The 19,676-nt window shown below is 73.9% G+C and carries 6 protein-coding genes; 1 reads left to right on the forward strand and 5 read right to left on the reverse strand.

Features of this window, described 5'->3' with window-relative positions:
* Positions 1-44: 44 nt before the first annotated feature.
* Positions 45-2,879, forward strand: a complete 2,835-nt coding sequence (locus tag ACQPZO_RS12155; RefSeq protein WP_433350952.1) for a helix-turn-helix transcriptional regulator — start codon at positions 45-47, stop codon at positions 2,877-2,879.
* A gap of 26 nt (positions 2,880-2,905) precedes the next feature.
* Here the strand turns inward: ACQPZO_RS12155 and ACQPZO_RS12160 are convergent, their stop codons facing one another.
* From ACQPZO_RS12160 to ACQPZO_RS12180, 5 genes are all read right to left on the reverse strand, one after another.
* Positions 2,906-4,477 (reverse strand): acyl-CoA carboxylase subunit beta, encoded by a 1,572-nt coding sequence (locus tag ACQPZO_RS12160; protein WP_433350954.1) that lies wholly within the window; start codon positions 4,475-4,477, stop codon positions 2,906-2,908.
* Between the two features lie 98 nt (positions 4,478-4,575).
* The gene (locus tag ACQPZO_RS12165; protein WP_433349776.1) at positions 4,576-5,808 is read right to left on the reverse strand and encodes an amidohydrolase family protein; all 1,233 of its coding nucleotides are present in this window, start codon (positions 5,806-5,808) and stop codon (positions 4,576-4,578) included.
* Positions 5,805-10,112 (reverse strand): type I polyketide synthase, encoded by a 4,308-nt coding sequence (locus ACQPZO_RS12170; protein ID WP_433349777.1) that lies wholly within the window; start codon positions 10,110-10,112, stop codon positions 5,805-5,807. Before ACQPZO_RS12170 ends, ACQPZO_RS12165 begins: the two co-directional genes overlap by 4 nt.
* The gene (locus ACQPZO_RS12175; RefSeq protein WP_433349779.1) at positions 10,109-14,512 is read right to left on the reverse strand and encodes a MupA/Atu3671 family FMN-dependent luciferase-like monooxygenase; all 4,404 of its coding nucleotides are present in this window, start codon (positions 14,510-14,512) and stop codon (positions 10,109-10,111) included. Before ACQPZO_RS12175 ends, ACQPZO_RS12170 begins: the two co-directional genes overlap by 4 nt.
* Positions 14,509-19,659, reverse strand: a complete 5,151-nt coding sequence (locus ACQPZO_RS12180; RefSeq protein ID WP_433349780.1) for an amino acid adenylation domain-containing protein — start codon at positions 19,657-19,659, stop codon at positions 14,509-14,511. Before ACQPZO_RS12180 ends, ACQPZO_RS12175 begins: the two co-directional genes overlap by 4 nt.
* Between the last annotated feature and the right edge of the window lie 17 nt (positions 19,660-19,676).

Consider the following 19,676-nt stretch of genomic DNA (forward strand, 5'->3'; position numbering starts at 1 on the left):
TGGACATCTGACGGCGGCGTGCCAGCGTCGGGGCAGTGGTGCTGATGACCCCGTTCGTGGGCCGGGACACCGAACTGGCGGCCCTGCGGAGCGTCCTGGAGGCGACCGGTCGAGCCGGAGTCCGGGTGGTGGCGGTCACCGGCGATCCCGGCATCGGGAAAACCCGGTTGCTTGGCGAGTTCGGTGAGCTGGCCCGTCGCCAGGGCGCCCGGGTGGTGTCCAGCTCGGCCACCCGGGGCCAGCGGTCACAACCCCTGGCCCCGTTGCTCGACGCGTTGATCGACTGCGACCGGTGCGCCAACCGGCAGACCGCCGCGGGCGGGGCGTCGGGTGCCACCGCGCCCAGCCGCCTGGTGCGTGACCTCGTAAAGCGGGCCGGTGACCCGGACGCCAACACCCTGGTCGTGCTCGTCGACGACATGCACTGGGCCGACGAGACGACCATCGCACTGCTGAACCAGCTCGTGCGCTCCCCGTCGCCGGTGCCGCTGCTGGTCGTGCTGGCCTATCGGCCCCGGCAGGCCCCGGTACGCCTGCACACCGCCCTGGTCGGCGCGCCGGGCGACGAGTGGGTGCGGGAGATACCGCTCGGGCTGATCAGCGAGCAGGACGCGCAGACCTTGCTCGGATCGCAGTGCAGCGCGCCGTGGCAGTCCGCCGTCTACCGCCACAGCGGTGGCAACCCGTTGCACCTGCACGCGCTGGCCGCCGCCGCCACCGGGTTGTGCAGCACCGCGTCGGTGGTCGTCGGTGAGCTGCCCGCCGCGCTGCGGATGAGGCTGGTCGGGGAGCTGGAGGCTGCCTCCCCGCTGAGCCGCATCGTCCTCGACGCGGCGGCGGTGGCGGGAGAGGTGTTCGAGCCGGCGCTGGTCGCGCAGATCGGCCAGTGCCGTGACGCCGAGGTGCACCGAGCGCTGGACGAACTGGCCGAACTGGACGTCGTCCGTCGGGTTCCCGGTGGCCGGCTGATCGGCTTCCGGCATGCGGTGCTGTGGCGGGCGGTCTACGACGCGGTCAGCCCGGGCTGGCAGTTGGCCGCGCATGACCGGGCGGCGGCCGCGCTGTGCCGGCGTGGTGCCCCGCCCCAGGCGCTGGCCCCGCATGTCGCCCGCACCGCCCGTCCCGGTGACCTGACCGCGGTGTCGACGCTGCACCGGGCGGCCATGGCGGTGCAGCACCACGCGCCGGTCACCGCGGCGCACTGGCTGCGCGTGGCCCTGCGGCTGCTGCCACACCGGCCCGACCACGACCAGCGGCGCGTGATGCTGCTGGTCCGCCTCGCCCAACTGGCCGCCGCCGTCGGCGAACTGCTGGCGAGCCGGGACGCGCTGCACGAGGCGCTGCGGCTGCTGCAACGTCGACCGACGACCCGCCGTGCGCACGCGGTCGCCCTTTGCATCATGGTGGAGCTGTCGCTGTCCCGACGTGCCGAGGCGGGTGCGCTGGCCCGGGCGGAGCTGGCCGCGCTGCCCGCCACCCAGAGCATCGGCCGGGCCATGCTCACGTTCGAACTGGCCTGTCTGGAACTGGCCGCCGGTCACGCCGACGCCGCCCGCGAGATGGCCGCCGTGGCGTACGCCGCAGCCCATCGCCACCGGGTCCGTTCGGCGGAGGCCACCACGCTCGCCCTGCTGGCGGTGGCGGACACCGCCGCGTTGGACATGCCAGCCGCGCGCCAGCGGCTGGACCAGGCGGTCGACCTGCTCGACGCGATGCTCGACGGCGAGTTCGTTCGCAGTCTGCGGGCCGCCGCCTGGGTGATCGAGGCCGAGATACTGCACGAACGCTTCGACGACGCGCTCCGCCACCTGGACCGGGCGGTCGCTGGCGCCCAACAGGGCGGGCAACTGCTGCTGCTCACCCGGCTCTACGCGGCCCTGGTGGTGACGATGCAGGCCAGAGGCAGGTTGATCCAGGCGCAGGAGTGTGCGCAGCGGGCGGTGGAGGTGGCCACCGCGGTCGGCGGCGACCGCGAGATCGCCGTGGCCCGCACCCTGCTGGCCTGGCTCGACAGCCAGATACGGCCCACCACGGAGGCCGACCCGGACGTGGATGCCCTGCCGGTGCTGCCCGAGGGCCCGTACGCGCTGCTGGTCCGCCGGCTGCTGGTGGAGATCGGGCTGGCCGGCGGGAACATGGCCGGGTACCTGGCCCGGGCCCGGCTGGGTGACGACGGCCCGCCCGCTTCCGACCTGTGCTCGCAGGCCAGTTGGTGCGAGGCGATGACGCGGGCGGAGCTGGTCGCGGGGCGGGTCGAGCTGGCGGCGCACTGGGCCGACCGCGCCGCCGCCGTCGCCGCGGTGCTCGACCTGCCGGGCCACACCGGTCTGGCCCTGCTCGCCCGGGCGCAGGTGCTGGCCGCCGAGGACCCGGCGCGGGCGGTGGCCGCCGCGCAGGTGGCGGCACGCGAACTGGCCTCCGCCGGCATGGTGGTGGACGCCGCCAGGGCCCGGATGGTGGCCGTCGGCCCGCTGGCCGCGCTCGGCCAGGTCGACGACAGCTACCGGGAGATCAAGGCGGTCCAGGCTGCGTTCGAGGGATGGGGCGCGCACCGGCTGGCCCGACGGGCCGTGGTGGAACGGCGTCGGCTCGCGGCGCGTTCATCGCGTCGGGCAGGCCCGGACGACCGTGCGGAGGCGGCCGGCCTCAACCTGCTCACGCGTCGGGAGGGGCAGGTCGCCGTGCTGGTGAGCCAGGGCCTGACGAACCGGCGGGTGGCGCAGGAACTGTTCGTGACCGAGAAGACGGTGGAGATGCACCTGTCGAACATCTTCGCCAAGCTGGGTGTGTCGTCCCGGGCGGTGGTCGCCCGTCTCATCGGGGCGACGGGGCCTCCGGTCGGTGCCGCGGTGCCGGCCGGGGAGGCGGCGGCTACCTGACGGTGGCCGTCGCCGTCGGCGGCAGATCACAGGGGGATGTTGCCGTGCTTCTTGGGCGGCGGGATGACCCGCTTGTTGCTCAGGGCACGCAGGGCGCGGACGACCGTGGTTCGGGTCTCCGACGGCAGGATCAGGTCGTCGACGCAGCCGTGTTCGGCTGCCCGGTAGGGCGTGAGCAGCTGGTCCTCGTACTCCTGGACGAGGGCCTGACGGAGCAGCGCCGGATCGTCGGCCCGGGCGAGGGCCTGGTGGTGCAGCAGAGCGACCCCGCCCGCCGCGCCCATCACGCCGATCTGTGCGGTGGGCCAGGCGAAGCACAGGTCGGCACCCAACTCCCGGGAGCCCATCACCGCGTACCCGCCACCGAAGGCCCGCCGTACCACGATGGTGACCTTCGGCACCGTCGCCTCGATGTAGGCGAACGCGAGCTTCGCCCCCCGACGGATGATGCCCTGGTGCTCCTGGGCGGTACCGGGCAGATATCCGGGGACGTCGACCAGGGTGAGCACGGGGATGTTGAACGAGTCGCAGAACCGGACGAACCGCGCGGCCTTCTCCGCGGCGTCGATGTCGATGGCACCGGCCAGGTGCAGCGACTGGTTGGCGACCACCCCCACCGTGCCGCCTTCGATCCGGGCGAAGCCGCAAATGATGTTGGGGGCGAAGTGGGGCTGCACCGCCAGCAGGTCGCCGTCGTCGACGATCCGCCGGATCACCTCGTGCATGTCGAACGGGGTGGTGGCCCGGTCGGGTACGAGCGTGTCGAGTTCCCCGTCGGCGGCGGTGGACTCCAGTGCGGACGCCGGCGGCCAGGCCGGGGCCGTGTCGAGGTTGTTGGCCGGCAGGTAGGACAACATGTCCCGGACGTAGTCGATGGCCTCGGCCTCGCTCGCGGCGGCGTAGTGGGCGTTCCCGCTGCGGGTGGTGTGCACCGTGGCACCGCCGAGGGCCTCCATACCCACCCGTTCCCCGGTCACCGTCCGGATGACGTCCGGGCCGGTGACGAACATGTGCGAGGTGTTCTCCACCATGACCACGAAGTCGGTGAACGCCGGGGTGTAGACGGCGCCACCCGCGCAGACGCCCATGATGAGGGAGATCTGCGGGATCACCCCGGATGCGGTCACCATGCGCCGGGCCACCTCGCCGTATGCGGCGAGGGCCAGCACCCCCTCCTCCACCCGGGCACCGCTGGAGTCGTTGATGCCGACCACCGGGCAGCCGACGCGCAGGGCGTGGTCGAGTATCTTGCTCACCTTCGCGCCGAAGACCGCTCCCGCGCTGCCGCCCCGGTGGGTCGCGTCGTGCGCGTAGACGCACACCTGCCGACCGTCGACGGTGCCGTAACCGGTGACGACACCGTCCCCGGGGGGCTGCGGCCCGGCGTACCCCCCGACCTCCCGACGGGCCAGCCGGTCGGTCTCGACGAACGAGTCGGGGTCGAGCAGGGCCAGGATCCGCTCCCGCGCGGTCATCCGGCCCCTGACGGCCAGCCGGCGGGCCGCCCGGGCCGAGCCGGGCTGCTCCGCCTCGGCGCGGCGGCGCCGCAGCTCGGCCAGCTTCTCGGCGGTGGTTGGGGCGGCCACCCTCCCGGCTATGCCGAGGACGGGCGGGGCGGTGGTGCCGTTGGGCCGGCTGTCGGCCCGGTCCGGCCCCACGGCGGCGGCCGTCGGCCGGTGTCCGTGCGGTGCCGGGGTCACCTGCGGGTGTCCTTGACGATCGTGCCGTTGCTGACGACGAGGACGACCCGGTCCGGGTCGTCGAACAGGTCCGGCGCGGTGAGCGGATCGAAGTCCACGGCGACGAGGTCGGCCAGCTTGCCCACCTCGACCGACCCGAGTCGGTCGGCGACCCCCATGATGCGGGCGTTGACCGAGGTGGCGGAGACGATCGCCGCCATCGGCCCCAGGACGTGGGCCTTGAGTACCAGCTCCAGGCCGCGGTGGTTCTGGTCCGGCCCGATCAGGTCGGAGCCGGAGCCGACCAGCACACCGGCCTCACGGGCCAGCAGCATGGCGTCGATCATGCGCTGGGCGGTGTCGCCGACCCGGTCCCGGAACCCGGGGGCGAGCCCCTGCCGCTCGGAGTCGGTACGCATCATCTCGGCGATGGCCAGGGTGGGTACCAGGTGCACGCCGTGGGCGGCCATCATCGCCGCGGTGACCCCGTCGATGCCGGTACCGTGTTCGACGCAGCCCACGCCCGCCCGGACGGCGTTGCGGATCCCGGCGCCGTTGTGGGCGTGCACGGTGACGTACGTGTTGCGGGCCCGGGCCTCGGCGACGGCGACCGCGATCTCCTCGACGGTGTACTGGGTGTCCTCCAACGAGTCGGACACCGAGATCACCCCGCCGGTGACGGCCATCTTCAGGAACGACGCGCCCTGACGGAAGCACTCGCGGGCGGCCCGGCGGACCTCCTCGACGCCGTCGGCGTTGGGGGTCATCCCGGTCAGGCCGCGTACCGAGAACGGTGACGGACCTGCGGGGGCCAGCGGCGAGCCCAGCCGACCGTGCCCGCCGGTCTGGGACAGCGCCACGGCGGCGGCCCAGATGCGGGGGCCGGGTACCAGTCCGCGGCGTACCGTGCGCAGCACCCCGAGGTCGAGGCCACCGCAGTCCCGGATCGTGGTGAACCCGGCCGTCAGGGTCTCGCGCAGGTTGCGGAAGATGTCGGCGGCCCGTTCGGCCACCGACAGCTCCCCGGTGAGCATCGCGCGTACGTCGCTGGAGTAGCCCACGTGGGTGTGCGCGTCGATCAGCCCCGGCAGCAGGGTCAGCCCACTCAGGTCGACCAGGTCGGCGTCGTCGGTCGGGGCTCGGACCCCCACCTGCGTGATCCGGTCGGCTTCGATCCGTACGGCCCGGTCGGTCACCGGGTCGCCGCCGAGCCCGTCGATGAGCGTGGCCCCGGTCAACAGCATGGTCATGGCAGCAGGTCCTTCTGGGCGGTGTCGGGCCGGGCCGGATCGCCGTCCGGCGGTGCGGGCAGGACTCCGCCCCGGGCGAGGAAGCCCAGCATCCGCGCGAACAACGCGGCGTCCAGCTCCGGTGGGCGGGCCAGGTCGGCCGGCAGCGCCGACCGGACGTTGTCGCAGCGCATCCGGGGCATGTCCCGGTCCGGGGTGTCGCCGAGCATCGCCATCAGTGGGGCGAAGCTGTTCGCCGTCTCGTCGGCCTCGATCTGCTCGGTGAGCTGGTGGCGCCAACGCTGCCAGTCGACGCTCGGCACGCGGTAGCCGCAGGCCCGCAGGTGGCGGAAGATGTCGTTCCAGTCCAGCGGGTCGGGGTTGACGGTGTGGAAGGTGCCGCCGGTGGTCTCCGGGCGCAGGGACAGGGCGACCACGGTACGCGCGACGTAGTCGACGGTGGCGGCGGCGAAGGCGTACCGGCGGGTGGGGGCCAGACCGAGCTCGACGCAGCCCTGGATGACCTTGGTGACGTAGTCCTCCCGGTTGGTCGCGCCGGTGCGGCTGTCCCCGAGCACCGCGCCGGCCCGGTACACCGACACCGGTACGCCGCGGTCCCGGGCGAGGCCGATGAGCCCCTCGGCGACCCACTTGCTCTGGCTGTAGGCGGTGTCGTGGCCCACCGGTGGTGGCAGGGGGTCGTCCTCGTTGACCTGCGTGGCACCGTCGGCGACGGCTCCGGCGAGGACGGCCAGGGTGGAGATGTGATGCACGGGGGTGGGGCGGCCCCGGGTGGACAGCCGCAGGATCTCCTCGGTGCCGCGCACGTTGGTGGCCTTGAGGGAGCGGTACGGGCGCACGAAGTTGACCCAGGCACCACAGTGGTAGATCACGTCGACCTCGTCGGCGAGGGCGTCGAAGTCGGCCGGGGCCAGGCCGAAGCGGGGACGGGCCAGGTCGGCGGGGACGACGCGCAGCCGGTGCCCGGGTGGTGCGGGCAGGCCGTAGGAGGTCAGGACGGTGTGCAGGCGTTCGGTGCCCTCCTCGGGGTTGGCGGCCCGGACCAGGCAGACGATCTCGGCGCTGGTCTGCCGGGCCAGCTCGGCGCAGAGGAACGCGCCGACGAATCCGGTGGCACCGGTGAGCAGCACCACCCGGTGCGGGCCGGTGCGGGCCGGCGCGTCCCGGTCGGGGGTGACCGCCGGGTCGAGGACGACCTCGCCGGCGAGGTCGGGGCCGGCGCCGTGCACCTCGATCAGCGGTCGCCCGGAAACGGCGGCCTCGATCCGGGCGGCCAGGCCGGCGACGGTGGGGCTGGCCAGGACGTCGCCGGCGGTGAGCTGGGGTGCGCCGAGGCGGCGCAGCTCCCGGGCGGCCTGCGTGATCATCAGGGAGTGGGCGCCGCAGTCGAACAGGTCGTCGGTGACGCCGATGCGGTCCAGGCCGAGCAGGTCGCACCACACCCGCGCGACCTGGCGTTCCCGCTCGGTACGGGGGGCGAGGTGGCCGTCCTCCGGCGTGCCCGCCAGGTCGGTACCGGCGGGCGCGTCGCCCGGATCGACGGTGCCGGAGGCCGGGTCGACAGTGCTGCCGGCGGTGTCGACCAATCCGGTGGCGGTCGCCCCCGGCTCCACCCAGTACCGGCGGCGCTGGAACGGGTAGCCGGGCAGGCTGACCCGCCGGGGCGGGCGCGCGGTGTGCAGCGCCGGCCAGTCCACGCTCACCCCGGCCTGCCAGAGCCGGCCCACTGCGGCCATCAGGTGCGCGGTGTCCGGCAGCCGGTCGCGGGGGTGGCCCAGCGAGGCGACCGCGGTCGGGGTGGGGGCGATCCCCTGTCCGGGTACCAGCGCGGTCAGCGCCCGCCCGGGCCCGACCTCCAGCAGCACCCGATCGGGCGTGGTCAGCACCGTCCGCAGCGCGTCGGCGAAACGTACGGGTTGGCGCAGGTGACGAGCCCAGTAGTGCGGGTCGGTGGCGTCCCCGGCGCGGATCCAGGTACCGGTGACACAGGAGACGAACGGGGTGTGCGGTGGCCGCAGGTCGCACTCCTTGACCCGGGCGGTGAACTCGTCAAGGAGCGGTTCGACCAGCCAGGAGTGGCTCGCCGCCGGTACGTTGATCCGCCCGCAGTCCACGCCCCGGTCGGCCAGCCGCCGGTCGAGGGCGGCGATGTCGTCGTCCGGCCCGGCCACCACGGTCAGCTCCGGCGCGTTCACCGCCGCGATCGACAGCCGTTCGTCGAGCAACTCCGCGACCTGGGCCTCGGGCAGCGGTACGGCCAGCATCCGGCCCGGTGCCATCCGGGCGAACAGCTCGCCACGGGCGTAGGTGACGGCGAGCGCGTCCCCGAGGGTGAACACCCCGGACAGGCAGGCGGCGACGTACTCGCCGAGGCTGTGGCCGAGCATGGCGACCGGTGCCACGCCCCAGGACTGCCACAGTTTCGCCAGCGCGTACTCCACCGCGAACAGGGCGGTGACCACACCGGGCCCCTCGGCGCTGCCGAGCGCGCGTCCCCGTCGCGGCCCGCCACCGTCGCTGGGGAACAACAGCGCGGTGAGGTCGACGTCGAGCCGGTCGCGCAGCAGGGCGGCGCACTGGTCGATCGCCGCCCGGAACACCGGCTGCCCGCGGTAGAGGTCGGCGCCCATGGCGCGGTGCTGGTTGCCGCCACCGGGAAACATGAACACCGCCCGGTGGCCGGTCTCCGGGGTGGTGCGGGTGACCAGCCGGTGCGGGTCCTCCCCACGCAGCACCGCCACCAGGTCGGGCAGATCGGCGCAGGCGGCGAACCGGCGGACCGGGAAGCCGCGCCGACCGTTCTGGAGGGTGAAGGCGACGTCGGCCAGGTCGAGGTCCGGGTGGGCCTCCAGATGGTCGGCCAGCCGGTGGGTGGCGGCGTCGACGGCGGGGCGGCTGCGCGCGGACAGCGGCACCAGATGCCAGCCGGATGCCGTCGGTGCCGGGTCGGGGCTGGGTGGTGGCTGTTCGAGGACCACGTGGGCGTTGGTGCCGCCGACACCGAAGGCGCTCACCGCGGCGCGGCGGGGCCCGGAGCCGGCCGACCAGGCGGTGGCGCGGGTGGGCACGTAGAAGGGGGAGGTGTCGAGGTCGAGGTCGGGGTTGGGGGAGCGGAAGTTCACCGTCGGCGGGATCTGCCCGTGCTGGACGGCCAGGGCGGCGCGCATCAGACCGGCGGCCCCGGCGGCGGCGTCGAGGTGGCCGATGTTGGCCTTGACCGAGCCGAGGGCGCAGAAGCCCCGCCGGGCGGTGCCGACGCGGAACGCCTGGGTGAGCGCGGCGACCTCGATCGGGTCGCCCACCCGGGTGGCGGTGCCGTGGGCCTCCAGGTAGCCGATGCTGCCCGGGGAGAGCCCCGCCAGGGCGTGCGCGGCGGTGATGACTCGGGCCTGCCCGTCGGGGCTCGGTGCCGTGAAACCGGCCTTGACCGCACCGTCGTTGTTGACCGCGCTGGCCCGGATCACCGCGTAGATGTGGTCCCGGTCGGCCACGGCGTCGGTGAGCCGGCGCAGCACCAGGGCCACGGCGCCGTTGCCGGGCACGGTCCCGGTGGCGTCGGCGTCGAAGGGCCGGCACTGCCCGTCGGGGCTGAACACCCCGCTGTAGGTGTGTGAGTAGCCGGCCCGCAGCGGCAGGTTGATCGTCACCCCGCCGGCGAGCGCCAGATCCGACTCGTAGGTCAGCAGGGACTGGCAGGCCAGGTGGGTGGCGACCAGGGAGGTGGAGCAGGCGGTCTGCACGGTGTAGGCGGGGCCGTCCAGGTCGAGCAGGTACGCCACCCGGGTCGCCAGGAAGTCCTTGTCGTTGAAGATGCGGGCCAGGGGCGCCATCGCCGAACGCTGGAAACGGGGGTTGGTGGCGAGGTTGGCCATCAGGTACTTGTTCATGAACATGCCGGCGAACACGCCGACGGAGCCGTCGGCGCGCTCCGGGGTGTGGCCGCTGTCCTCCAGGGCCGCCCAGGCGGTCTCGCAGAAGACCCGTTGCTGCGGGTCCATCGTCTCGGCCTCGGCGGTGTTGTAGCCGAAGAACTCCGCGTCGAAGTGGTCGGCGTCGTCGATCACCGCGCCCGCCGCGACGTACTCGGGGTCGGCCAGCAGGTGCGGGTCCACGCCGGCCGCGCGCAGTTCGTCCGGGGTGAAGTGGGTGATCGAGTTGACGCCGTCGAGCATGTTCGCCCAGAACCGGGGGACGGTGTCGGCACCGGGCACCCGGCAGGCCATGCCGATGATCGCGATCGGTTCGACCCCGTCGGGCGGATCGGCTTCGGGGGCGGTTCCGGGGCTGTCCCGGTGCGCGGTCACGACTGGTCAGCCCGTCGTACCCGCCGCGGGCCGGCGGCGGACAGGGCGGCGGCCCGCCGCCCGGCGGCCTGCCGGGCCCCGACCAGCGCGTCGGGGCGGTCTGCGGTGGGGGAGCAGGCGGCGGCGAGCGTACGCACCGACGGGTAGCGGAACAGGTCCACCAGCGACACCCCGGTGACGTCGCGGGCCTGCAGCCGGGACCTGGCCTGGACCGCCAGCAGCGAGTTGCCGCCGAGGTCGAAGAAGTTGTCGTCGAGACCGACCCGGTCGCGGCCGAGCAACTGCGTCCACACCTCGGCGATGGTCTGCTCGACGTCGGTCCGGGGGGCCAGGTAGCGGGCGGGCCCGGGGGTCTGCGGATCGGGCAGCCGATTGCGGTCGATCTTGCCGTTCGGGGTGAGCGGCAACTCGTCGAGGACGGTGACGGTGGCCGGCACCATGTAGTCCGGCAGCACGTGGGCCAGGGCGGCCCGTAGCGCCGCCGGGTTCAGCACCGCACCGTCGGCGTGGCCCGCCTCGCAGTAGGCGGCCAGGCCGCGGTGGGCGCCGGTGCCGCGTACGACGACCACGGCGGCGCGGACGCCCGGCTGGGCGGCCAGCATGCTCTCGATCTCGCCGAGTTCGATCCGGTGGCCGTGGATCTTCACCTGGTGGTCCAGCCGGCCGAGGAACTCCAGGGTGCCGTCGGGGCGCCATCGGGCCAGGTCACCGGTGCGGTACAGCCGGGAGCCGTCGGCGGCGAACGGGTCGGGGACGAAGCGTTCCGCGGTCAGGGCGGGGCGGCCGTGGTAGCCACGGGTGACGGCCGGCCCGCCGAGCAGCAGTTCACCGGGCACGTTGACCGGGGTGGGCCGCAGGTCCGCGTCGACCACGTAGGCGCGTACGTCGGCCAGCGGACGGCCGAGCGGCACGGTCGCGGCGACCGGCCCGGTGCCGGTGACCGGCTGGGTGCTCGCCCACACGGTCGCCTCGGTGGGGCCGTACATGTTGTGCACACCCCCGCTGACCAGGCCGGCGAGGTCGGCGCCGAGCGCGGCGGGCAACGCCTCCCCACCGACGAGCAGGCGGCGCAGGTCGCGGAGCGCCTCCCGGCTGTCGGGGTCCTCGGCCAGCACACCGGCCAGCGACGGCGTGCACTGCAGGTGGGTGACGTGGTGGCGGCCCAGTTGCGCGGCGATGGGCTCGTCGGCCAGTGCCACCCGGCGGCGTTCCTCGCTGATCTCCCGGGCGGTACGCAGGTGCGGCAGGGCGGCCAGGACGTGGTCGTGGTCGACCCCGAAGTCGATCAGGCAGGCGACCTCGTCCACCTCGATCGCCTTGAGCCGGTCCACCAGGTCCGCGGCGGCCTCGGGGGTGCCCAGCAGGGCGGCGGTGTCGAAGAACCGGTCGAAGGCCTGCCCGACCAGGGCGTCGAGTTCCTCCTCGGGCAGGTGGCGGAAGTCGCTGCTGCTCCCGGACACCGCGCCGAGACCGGAGAGCAGGTCGAAGGAGCTCTTCAGGTACGCGCACAGCGGCGCTCGGACCAGCTCGCGGACCTGCTCGGCGTCGGTGCCGAGGAAGGTGTGCAGCATCAGGGTGACGTGGCCGGAGCCGGCGTGGCCGGCCTCCCGCCAGGCCCGACGGTAGATGGTGATCTTCTCGGCGAGCTGTTCCACGGAGTGGCCGAGCAGGTGGGTGAGCAGCCCGGCGCCGATCTCACCGGCCATCCGGAAGGTGTCGGGGCTGCGTGCGCTGGTGACCCAGACGGGCAGCTCGGGCTGCACCGGTGGCGGGTACACCCGCACGCTGACCTCGTCGCCGCCCGGGCGGGTGCGGCTGACCGTCTCGCCCCGCCAGAGCCGACGTATCTCGTCGATGCCCGCCAGCATCAGGTCCTTCCGGTCGGTGTACCGCTGCGGGGCGAGGACGAAGTCGTTCGGTTGCCATCCGGAGGCGACCGAGATGCCGACCCGCCCGCCGGAGAGGTTGTCCACCACGGCCCACTCCTCGGCCACCCGGAGCGGGTCGTGCAGCGGTACGACCACACTGCCGGCCCGGATCCGTACCCGTTCGGTGATGGTGGCGATGGCGGCGGCGGTGACCGAGGGGTTCGGGTAGAGCCCACCGAAGTCGTGGAAGTGCCGTTCCGGGGTCCACACGGCGGCGAAGCCGTGCCGGTCGGCGAAGCGGGCGCCCTCGATGAGCAGCCGGTACCGGTCGTCGACGGAGCCGCCCCGGTCGCCGCCGAAGTAGAAGAGGCTGAAGTCCATCGGCCTGGCCTGCACCTCGGCGGGTACCGGAACACCGGTGGCGGACGCGGTGCCGGGTTCGTCCCCCCGGATGACGACCTCGAAGCCGCAGGTGAGGGTCCACAGCAGTTCCAGCACCGAGATGTCGAAGGAGGTGCTGGTGACCGCCAACCAGGTCGGCGCGGCCCCGTCCCGGTCCGCGTCGGCGTCCGGGCCGAACTCGCGGTCCATCCCGGCGAAGAAGGTACCCACGTTGCGGTGGGTGACCAGCACGCCCTTGGGACGCCCGGTGGAGCCGGAGGTGTAGATGACGTACGCCAGGTCGTCCGCGTGTGGCGGTACGGTCGGCCCGGTGGGTGCCGGATCGGCCGGCGGCGTGCCGGGGACGACGGCGGTGACCGGCAGGCCGCCCAGCCGGCCGGCGAGATGGTCGGTGGTGACCACCACCCGGGCGCCGGAGTCGGTGACCATGAAGGTGAGCCGGTCGGCGGGCAGGGCGGGATCCAGCGGCAGGTACGCTCCGCCGGCCTTGAGGATGGCCAGCAGGGTCACCGCCAGGTCGGTGCTGCGGCGCAGCAGGACGCCGACCGGGAGGTCCGGGCCGACGCCGTGGCCACGCAGCGTGGCGGCGAACCGTTCGGCGCGCTCGTCGAGCTCGCGGTAGGTCAGTCCGGGCTGGTCGCCGGGTCCGGCGTCCCGCACGGCGACCCGGTCGGGGGTGCGCCGGGCCTGCGCGGCGACGAGTTCGTGCACGAGAACGTCGGTGCGGCGGTCGACACCGGTGGCGGTCCACTCGGTGAGCAGTTGGTGACGCTCGCCCGGGGTCAGGATGTCCAACCGGCCGACCGGCCCGTCCGGATCGGCCAGGGCCGCGGCGAGGACCTGCCGGAAGCGGGCGGCCATCCGTTCGGCGCTGTCCGGGTCGAACAGGTCGGTGCTGTACTCCAGGCGGCCGGTCAGGTCCGTCCCGCGCCGGGTGAGGGACAGGGTGAGGTCGAACTTCGCGGTGGCGGTGTCGCCGGGGACCGGGGTGACCGCGCAGCCGGGCAGGTCCAGCCCCGCGGCGTCGGTGTCGTGGTAGCTGAACAACACCTGGAACAGCGGGTTGTGGGCCAGGTCCCGGCTCGGGTGCAGCTCCTCGACGAGTTTCTCGAACGGCAGGTCCTGGTGGGCCAGGGCGTCGCGGGTCTCGTCGCGGGTCCGCTCGACCAGTTGCCGGAAGGTCGGGGCGCCGGTGAGGTCGATGCGCTGCACCAGAGTGTTGGCGAAGAACCCGATCAGCGGCTGGATCTCGGGGCGTTGCCGGCCCGCCACCGGCGAACCGACGACGACCTGCTCCGTGCCGGTGTGCGCCCGCACGACGACGGCGAAGGCGGCCAGCAGCACCGCGAACGGGGTCGCGGCGACCTGCCGGGCCAGCGCGGTCACCGCATCGCTGACGTCGTGCTCGAAGTCCAGGTCCAGGTGTGCGCCGCGGTAGGTCTGCGTCGGCGGGCGGGGCCGGTCGGTGGGCAGGCTGGCCAGCAGCGGTACGTCGGCGAGCCGGTCCCGCCAGTGGTCGACGAGCCGGTCGAGGGTGGCCCCGGTGAGGTGGGTGTGCTGCCACTCGGCGAAGTCGGCGTACTGCACGGGCAGGTCGGTTAGCTCCCGTCCGGCGTAGGCGGCGGTCAGTTCCCGCTCGAGGACGGCCAGTGACCAGCCGTCGCAGACGATGTGGTGGACGGTGAGGCACAACTGGTGGTCCTCCGGGCCCAGCCGCAGCAGGGTGGCCCGTAGGACCGGGCCGTCGACCAGGTCGAACCGGGTAAGTGCCTCGGCCCCGGCCAGCGCCGCCGCCTCGGCAGGGTCGGCGACGTCGTGCACGGTCAGGGGGGTCTGCGTCGGCGGCAGGACGACCTGACGCGGCTGGCCGTCCACCGCCCTGAACACGGTACGCAGCGCCTCGTGCCGCCGGACCACCGTGGTCAGGGCCCGCTGCAGGGCGTCGACGTCGAGCGGCCCACGGATGCGGTAGCCCAGCGGGATGTTGTAGACGGGGTTGTCCGGGCTGAGCTGGTCGAGGAACCACAGCCGCTGCTGCGGATAGGACAGCGGGTGGCTGCGCTGGGCCAGTCGCTGGGCCAGGTGCCGGGCCAGTTGGGCCCGCCGGGCGTCCGTGCCGGCGTCATTCATCGATCCACCTCGTTGTCCGTGAAGTCGTGCAGCAGCTGGTCGACCTGCTCGGGGGTGAGCTGGTCGATGTGCCGCAACAGGTCCTCCATCTGCTGCCAACTACCGGGTGCGATGCCGCCCTGCCCGGTCGGGTCCGTGGCCGGTGTGCGGGTGTCGAGGGCGGCCACCAGCCCGGCGACGGTGGGCGTACGCAGGAAGCGGGCCAGTGCCACGTCGGCACCGAACGTCTCGTTCACCCGGGCCACCAGCCGCATGGCGAGCAGGGAGTGCCCACCGAGGGCGAAGAAGTCGTCGTCGAGGCCGACCTGGTCGAGCCCGATCAGCTCGGCGCAGATCGCGGCGACGGCCCGTTCGGTGTCGGTCTGCGGGGCACGGAGGGCCACCCGCAGGTCGGGGCGTTCGGCCTCGGCGGCCGGCAGTGCCGCCCGATCGAGTTTGCCGTGCTCGGTGAGGGGCAGGGCGGTCAGCGACACGTACGCCGTTGGCACCAGGTAGGGCGGCAGCCGCTCGGCGAGCCAGCCGCGCAGCTCCGTGGCGCCCGGCCCGGGTCGGCTCGCCGGGGGCACGACGTAGGCGACCAGGCGTCGACCGGCCGGGCTGTCGTCGACGACGACCGCCGCGCCGGCCACGGCCGGGTGGTCGAGCAGGGTGTTCTCCACCTCGCCCGGCTCGATCCGGAACCCGGAGATCTTGACCTGGCCGTCGGTCCGGCCGAGGAACTCCAGCACCCCTCCGCTGCGCCAGCGCACCACGTCACCGGTGTGGTAGAGGCGGGAGCCGTCGGCGCCGAACGGGTCGGGAACGAACCGTTGCGCGGTCAGCGCGGGCCGACCGGCATAGCCCCGGGCCATCCCGGGACCACCGAGGTAGAGCTGACCGGGTACGCCCTCGGGCACCGGACTCAGCTCGTCGTCGAGGACGTACGCGGTGGTGTTGGCGATGGGCCGGCCGATGGGTACGGAACTGGCCTCGTCGGGCAGGTCGGTGATGTGGTGCACCACGGCGAAGGTGGTGGTCTCGGTGGGACCGTAGCCGTTGAGCAGCCGGGCCGGGGCGTACGGGCCGCGCAGCAGTTGGCGGATGCGGACCGGGTTCAGCGCGTCCCCGCCGACGAGCAGGTTGGTCATGGTGGCGAAGCTGTCCGGCCGGTGCGCCATGACCTCGTTGAACAGGGCCGAGGTGAGGAACATGCTGGTGATCCGGGACCGGCGCACCTCGTCGCCCAGCCGGCCGGGGCTCAGGACGGTGTCGCGGGGGATGACGCAGACGGTGCCGCCGTGCAGCAGGGCGCCCCACACCTCGAACGTGATCGCGTCGAACGACGCGTCGGCGACCTGGGCGATGCGTTCGTGCGGCCCGAACCGGACGAAGTCGGTGCCGCAGACCAGGCGCAGGATCGCGCGGTGCGCGACCACCACTCCCTTGGGCCGTCCGGTGGAGCCGGAGGTGTAGAGGACGTAGGCAGCGCTGTCCGGGCGGGCGGCGGGGGATTCCGGCCCGGCGTCGGGCCGGTCCTCGGGCCCGGCCTGCGGATCGTCGCCGGTCACCACCTCCACGCCGTCGACGGGCAGCAGGCCGGCCAGGTCGGCCCGGGTGACCACCAGCCGGGCCCCGGCGTCGGCCAGCAGCCAGCGCAGTCGTTCGCCCGGGTAGTTGGGGTCGAGCGGCACGTACGCGCCGCCGGCCTTGAGCACGGCAAGGAAGGCGGTGATCAGGTCGGGGCCGCGTGCGAACAGGACACCGACCGGGGTGTCGGCGCCGACACCCCGCCGGCGCAGCAGCCGGGCCAGCCGCTCGGCGCCGGCGTCGAGATCGGCGTAGCTGAGGGTCTGTCCCTCGTACTCGACGGCGGGGGCGTGCGGTCGCCGGGCCACCTGCGCGGCGAACAGGTCGGGCACGGTGCGGTCGGCCGGGAAGGCGACGGCGGTGCGGTTGTACGTGTGGACGATCCGGGTCCACTCCTGTGCGTCGAGCAGCGGCAGCCGGCCGACCGGCTGGTCGGGGCCGGTCATCGCCGCGTCGAGCAGCCGGACGTAGTGTCCGGTCATCCGCCGCATGGTCGAGGCGTCGAACAGGGCGGTGGCATACTCCCAGATCAGGGTGATCGGGGCGGCGTCGTCCCGGTGGCCCTGCCCGGCACGCTGTTCCGCGCGGGGCAGGACCACGATGTTCAGGTCGGTCTTGGCGGTGCCGTTGTGCCGTTCCAGGACGGTGCCGGTCAGCCCGGCGAAGGTCAGCTCCGGCATCGGGGAGTCGTGGAAGCTGAACATGGTCTGGAACAGCGGGTTGCGGGACGGGTCGCGTACCGGGTCGAGGGCCTCCACCAGCCGGTCCAGCGGCACGTCGGCCCACTCGTGGGCCCGTGCGGCGCGGGTGTGCACCCGGCGGACCAGTTCGGTGAAGCCGGGGCGGCCGGACAGGTCGACGCGCAGCAGCAGGGTGTTGACGACCATGCCGATCATGCGTTCGGTCTCGGCGAGGCGGCGGTTCGCCACGCCACTGCCGATGATCATGTCGTCCTGGTGGGCGTAGCGGCCCAGCAGGGCGGCGAAGCCGGCGAGCATGGTGGCGTAGAGGGTGACCCCGTGCCGGCGGCTGTACCCGCGCAGTCGCGCGCACAACTCGCCGGGGAGTTCGATCCGCAGCGCCGCGCCGGTGAAGCTCTGGGTCAGCGGACGGGCGCGATCCAGGGGCAACGCCAGCTCGTGCGGTGCGCCGGCCAGTTCCCGGGTCCAGTGCGACAGGTGCCGGTCGAGGGTCTCGCCCCGCATCCACCCGCGCTGCCAGAGCGTGAAGTCGCGGTAGCGGCAGGACGGCGGCGGCAGGTCCGGTTCCCGCCCGGCGGCGTAGCTGGCGTAGAGGGCGGTGAGCTCCTCGACGAAGACGGCGAAGGACCAGCCGTCGTGGACCAGGTGGTGTTCGACGTGAACGAGGCTGTGGTCGTCGTCGGCGTGCCGGACCAGTGCCCACCGGGCCAGCGGTGGACTGGCCAGGTCGAAGGGTTCACGTAGGTGACCGGCCACGATCTGCTCGGCCCGCCGGCCGCGCTCCGGCTCGTCGTACGCGGACAGGTCGACCAGCGGGAGATCGACGGCGCGGTGGGCGGTGACGTGCTGCTCGGGACCGTGCGGCCCGGCGACGAAGCCGGTACGGAAGATGTCGTGGCGGCGGACGATCTCGTCGAGCGCGGCCCGTAGCGCCGCTGCGTCGAGCGGCCCGCGCAACCGCATGGTGGCCTGGGCGTGGTACGCCCGGTTGCCGGGGTCGAGCTGGTCGAGGAACCAGATCCGCTCCTGGGGCAGGGAGAGGGGCGCGACCGCGTCGGGGTCGGCCGGGGTCAGCGGCGGCGGGGTGGGTGCGCGATCGGTGTCGTCCGCGTCGTCCAGCGCGGCGGCCATGGCGGCGACGGTGGGGGATCGGTAGATGACCACGACCGGCAGCTCACGGCCGAGTTCGGTGCGGACCCGCGCGGCGAGCCGGCCGGCCATCAGCGAGTTGGCGCCGAGAGCGAAGATGTCGTCGTGCACGCCGAGGCGGAGCGCGGCCGGCGGGTCCGTGCACGGCGCCGGGTCCGGCCCGGCGCTGGTGTGGCCGAGCAGGTCGGCGAGGAACCCGGCGAGGAGCCGCTCGGTGTCGGTGCGCGGGACGGTGACGGGTCCGGTCAGGCCGGCGCTGGCCCGGTCCGGCTCGGGCAGGGCGGACCGGTCGATCTTGCCGCTGACGGTCAGCGGCAGCGCGTCGAGGGTGACCACCACGTCGGGTACCAGGTAGGCGGGCAGCCGTTCGGCCAGGAAGGCGCGCAGCCCGGCTGGATCGTGGTCGGTGGCGGCGTAGCCGACCAGCCGGGTGGCGTCGCCGGAGCCCCGGGCGACCACCACCGCGTCGGTGACGGCGGAGTGCCCGGCCAGCACGGCGGCCACCTCGTCCGGTTCGATCCGGTGTCCCCGCAACTTGATCTGGTGGTCGATGCGCCCGAAGAAGTCGAGAGTGCCGTCGGGGCGGCGGCACACCTGGTCGCCGCTGCGGTACCGGCGTGCGCCGGGCGGCCCGTCCGGGTCGGGGACGAACCGTTCGGCGGTCAGCCCCGGCCGGGCGTGGTAGCCCCGGGCGACGCCGGCCCCGCCGATGACCAGTTCGCCGACCTGGCCGTCGGGCACCGGCCGGCCGTCGGGGTCGACCACGGCGACGTGGACGCCGGTGACCGGTACGCCGATGGACGGTCGCCGGTCGTCGGGCCGCACCTGCGCCAGGGTGGCCCAGACGGTGGCCTCGGTGGGGCCGTAGGCGTTGAACATGCGCCGGCCGGGCGCCCAGCGCCGCACCAGCGCGGCGGGGAGCGCCTCACCGGCGCAGACCAGCACGGCCAGGTCGGGCAGGGGCTCGTCGGGCAGGGTGGCCAGCACCGACGGGGGCAGCGTGAGATGGCTGATCCGCCGAGTACGCAGGGTGGCGAACAGGTCCGGCCCCGGGGCGATGGCGTCCCGGTCCGCCAGCACCAGGGTGGCACCCGTGGCCAGCGCCATGGCGGTCTCGAACACCGAGGCGTCGAAGCTGGACGGGGCGAACTGGAGCACCCGGTCACCGGGGCGTACCCCGAAGGCGTCGGCCTGGGCGCGGACGAGGTTGGCCAGGCCGGCGTGGCTGAGCAGGGCACCCTTGGGGCGTCCGGTGGACCCCGAGGTGTAGATCATGTATGCGAGGTGTCGACCGGTCGGTGCCGGTGGCAGCGGGTCGGGTGCCGGGCCGGACTCCGCGGCGGCCTCGGCCGGGTCGATGCGGCGGACCCGCCCGGCCGGCAGCCGGTCCATGGTGTGCGCCTCGGCGACGAGCAGGTCCACGCCGGAGTCGGTGAGCATGTAGGACAGCCGCTCGGTGGGGTAGGACGGGTCGAGCGGCACCCAGGCGCCGCCGGCCAGCAGGGTGCCGAGCACCGCGACGACGGACTCGGTCGAGCGGTCCATCGCGATCGCGACCGGTACGTCGGGCCCGACGCCGTGGCGGCGCAGGTGGAGCGCCACCCGGCGGGCACGGGCGGCCAGCTCGGCATAGCTCAGCGACCGATCGGCGGACTCCACCGCGACCGCGTCGGGGTCACGGGCGGCATGTGCGAGGACCGCCTCGTGGAACAGCACGGATTCGCCGGGCATCGACGCACCTATCCTCA

The sequence above is a fragment of the Micromonospora sp. CA-111912 genome, assembly GCF_050948415.1.
Lineage (GTDB): Bacteria > Actinomycetota > Actinomycetes > Mycobacteriales > Micromonosporaceae > Micromonospora.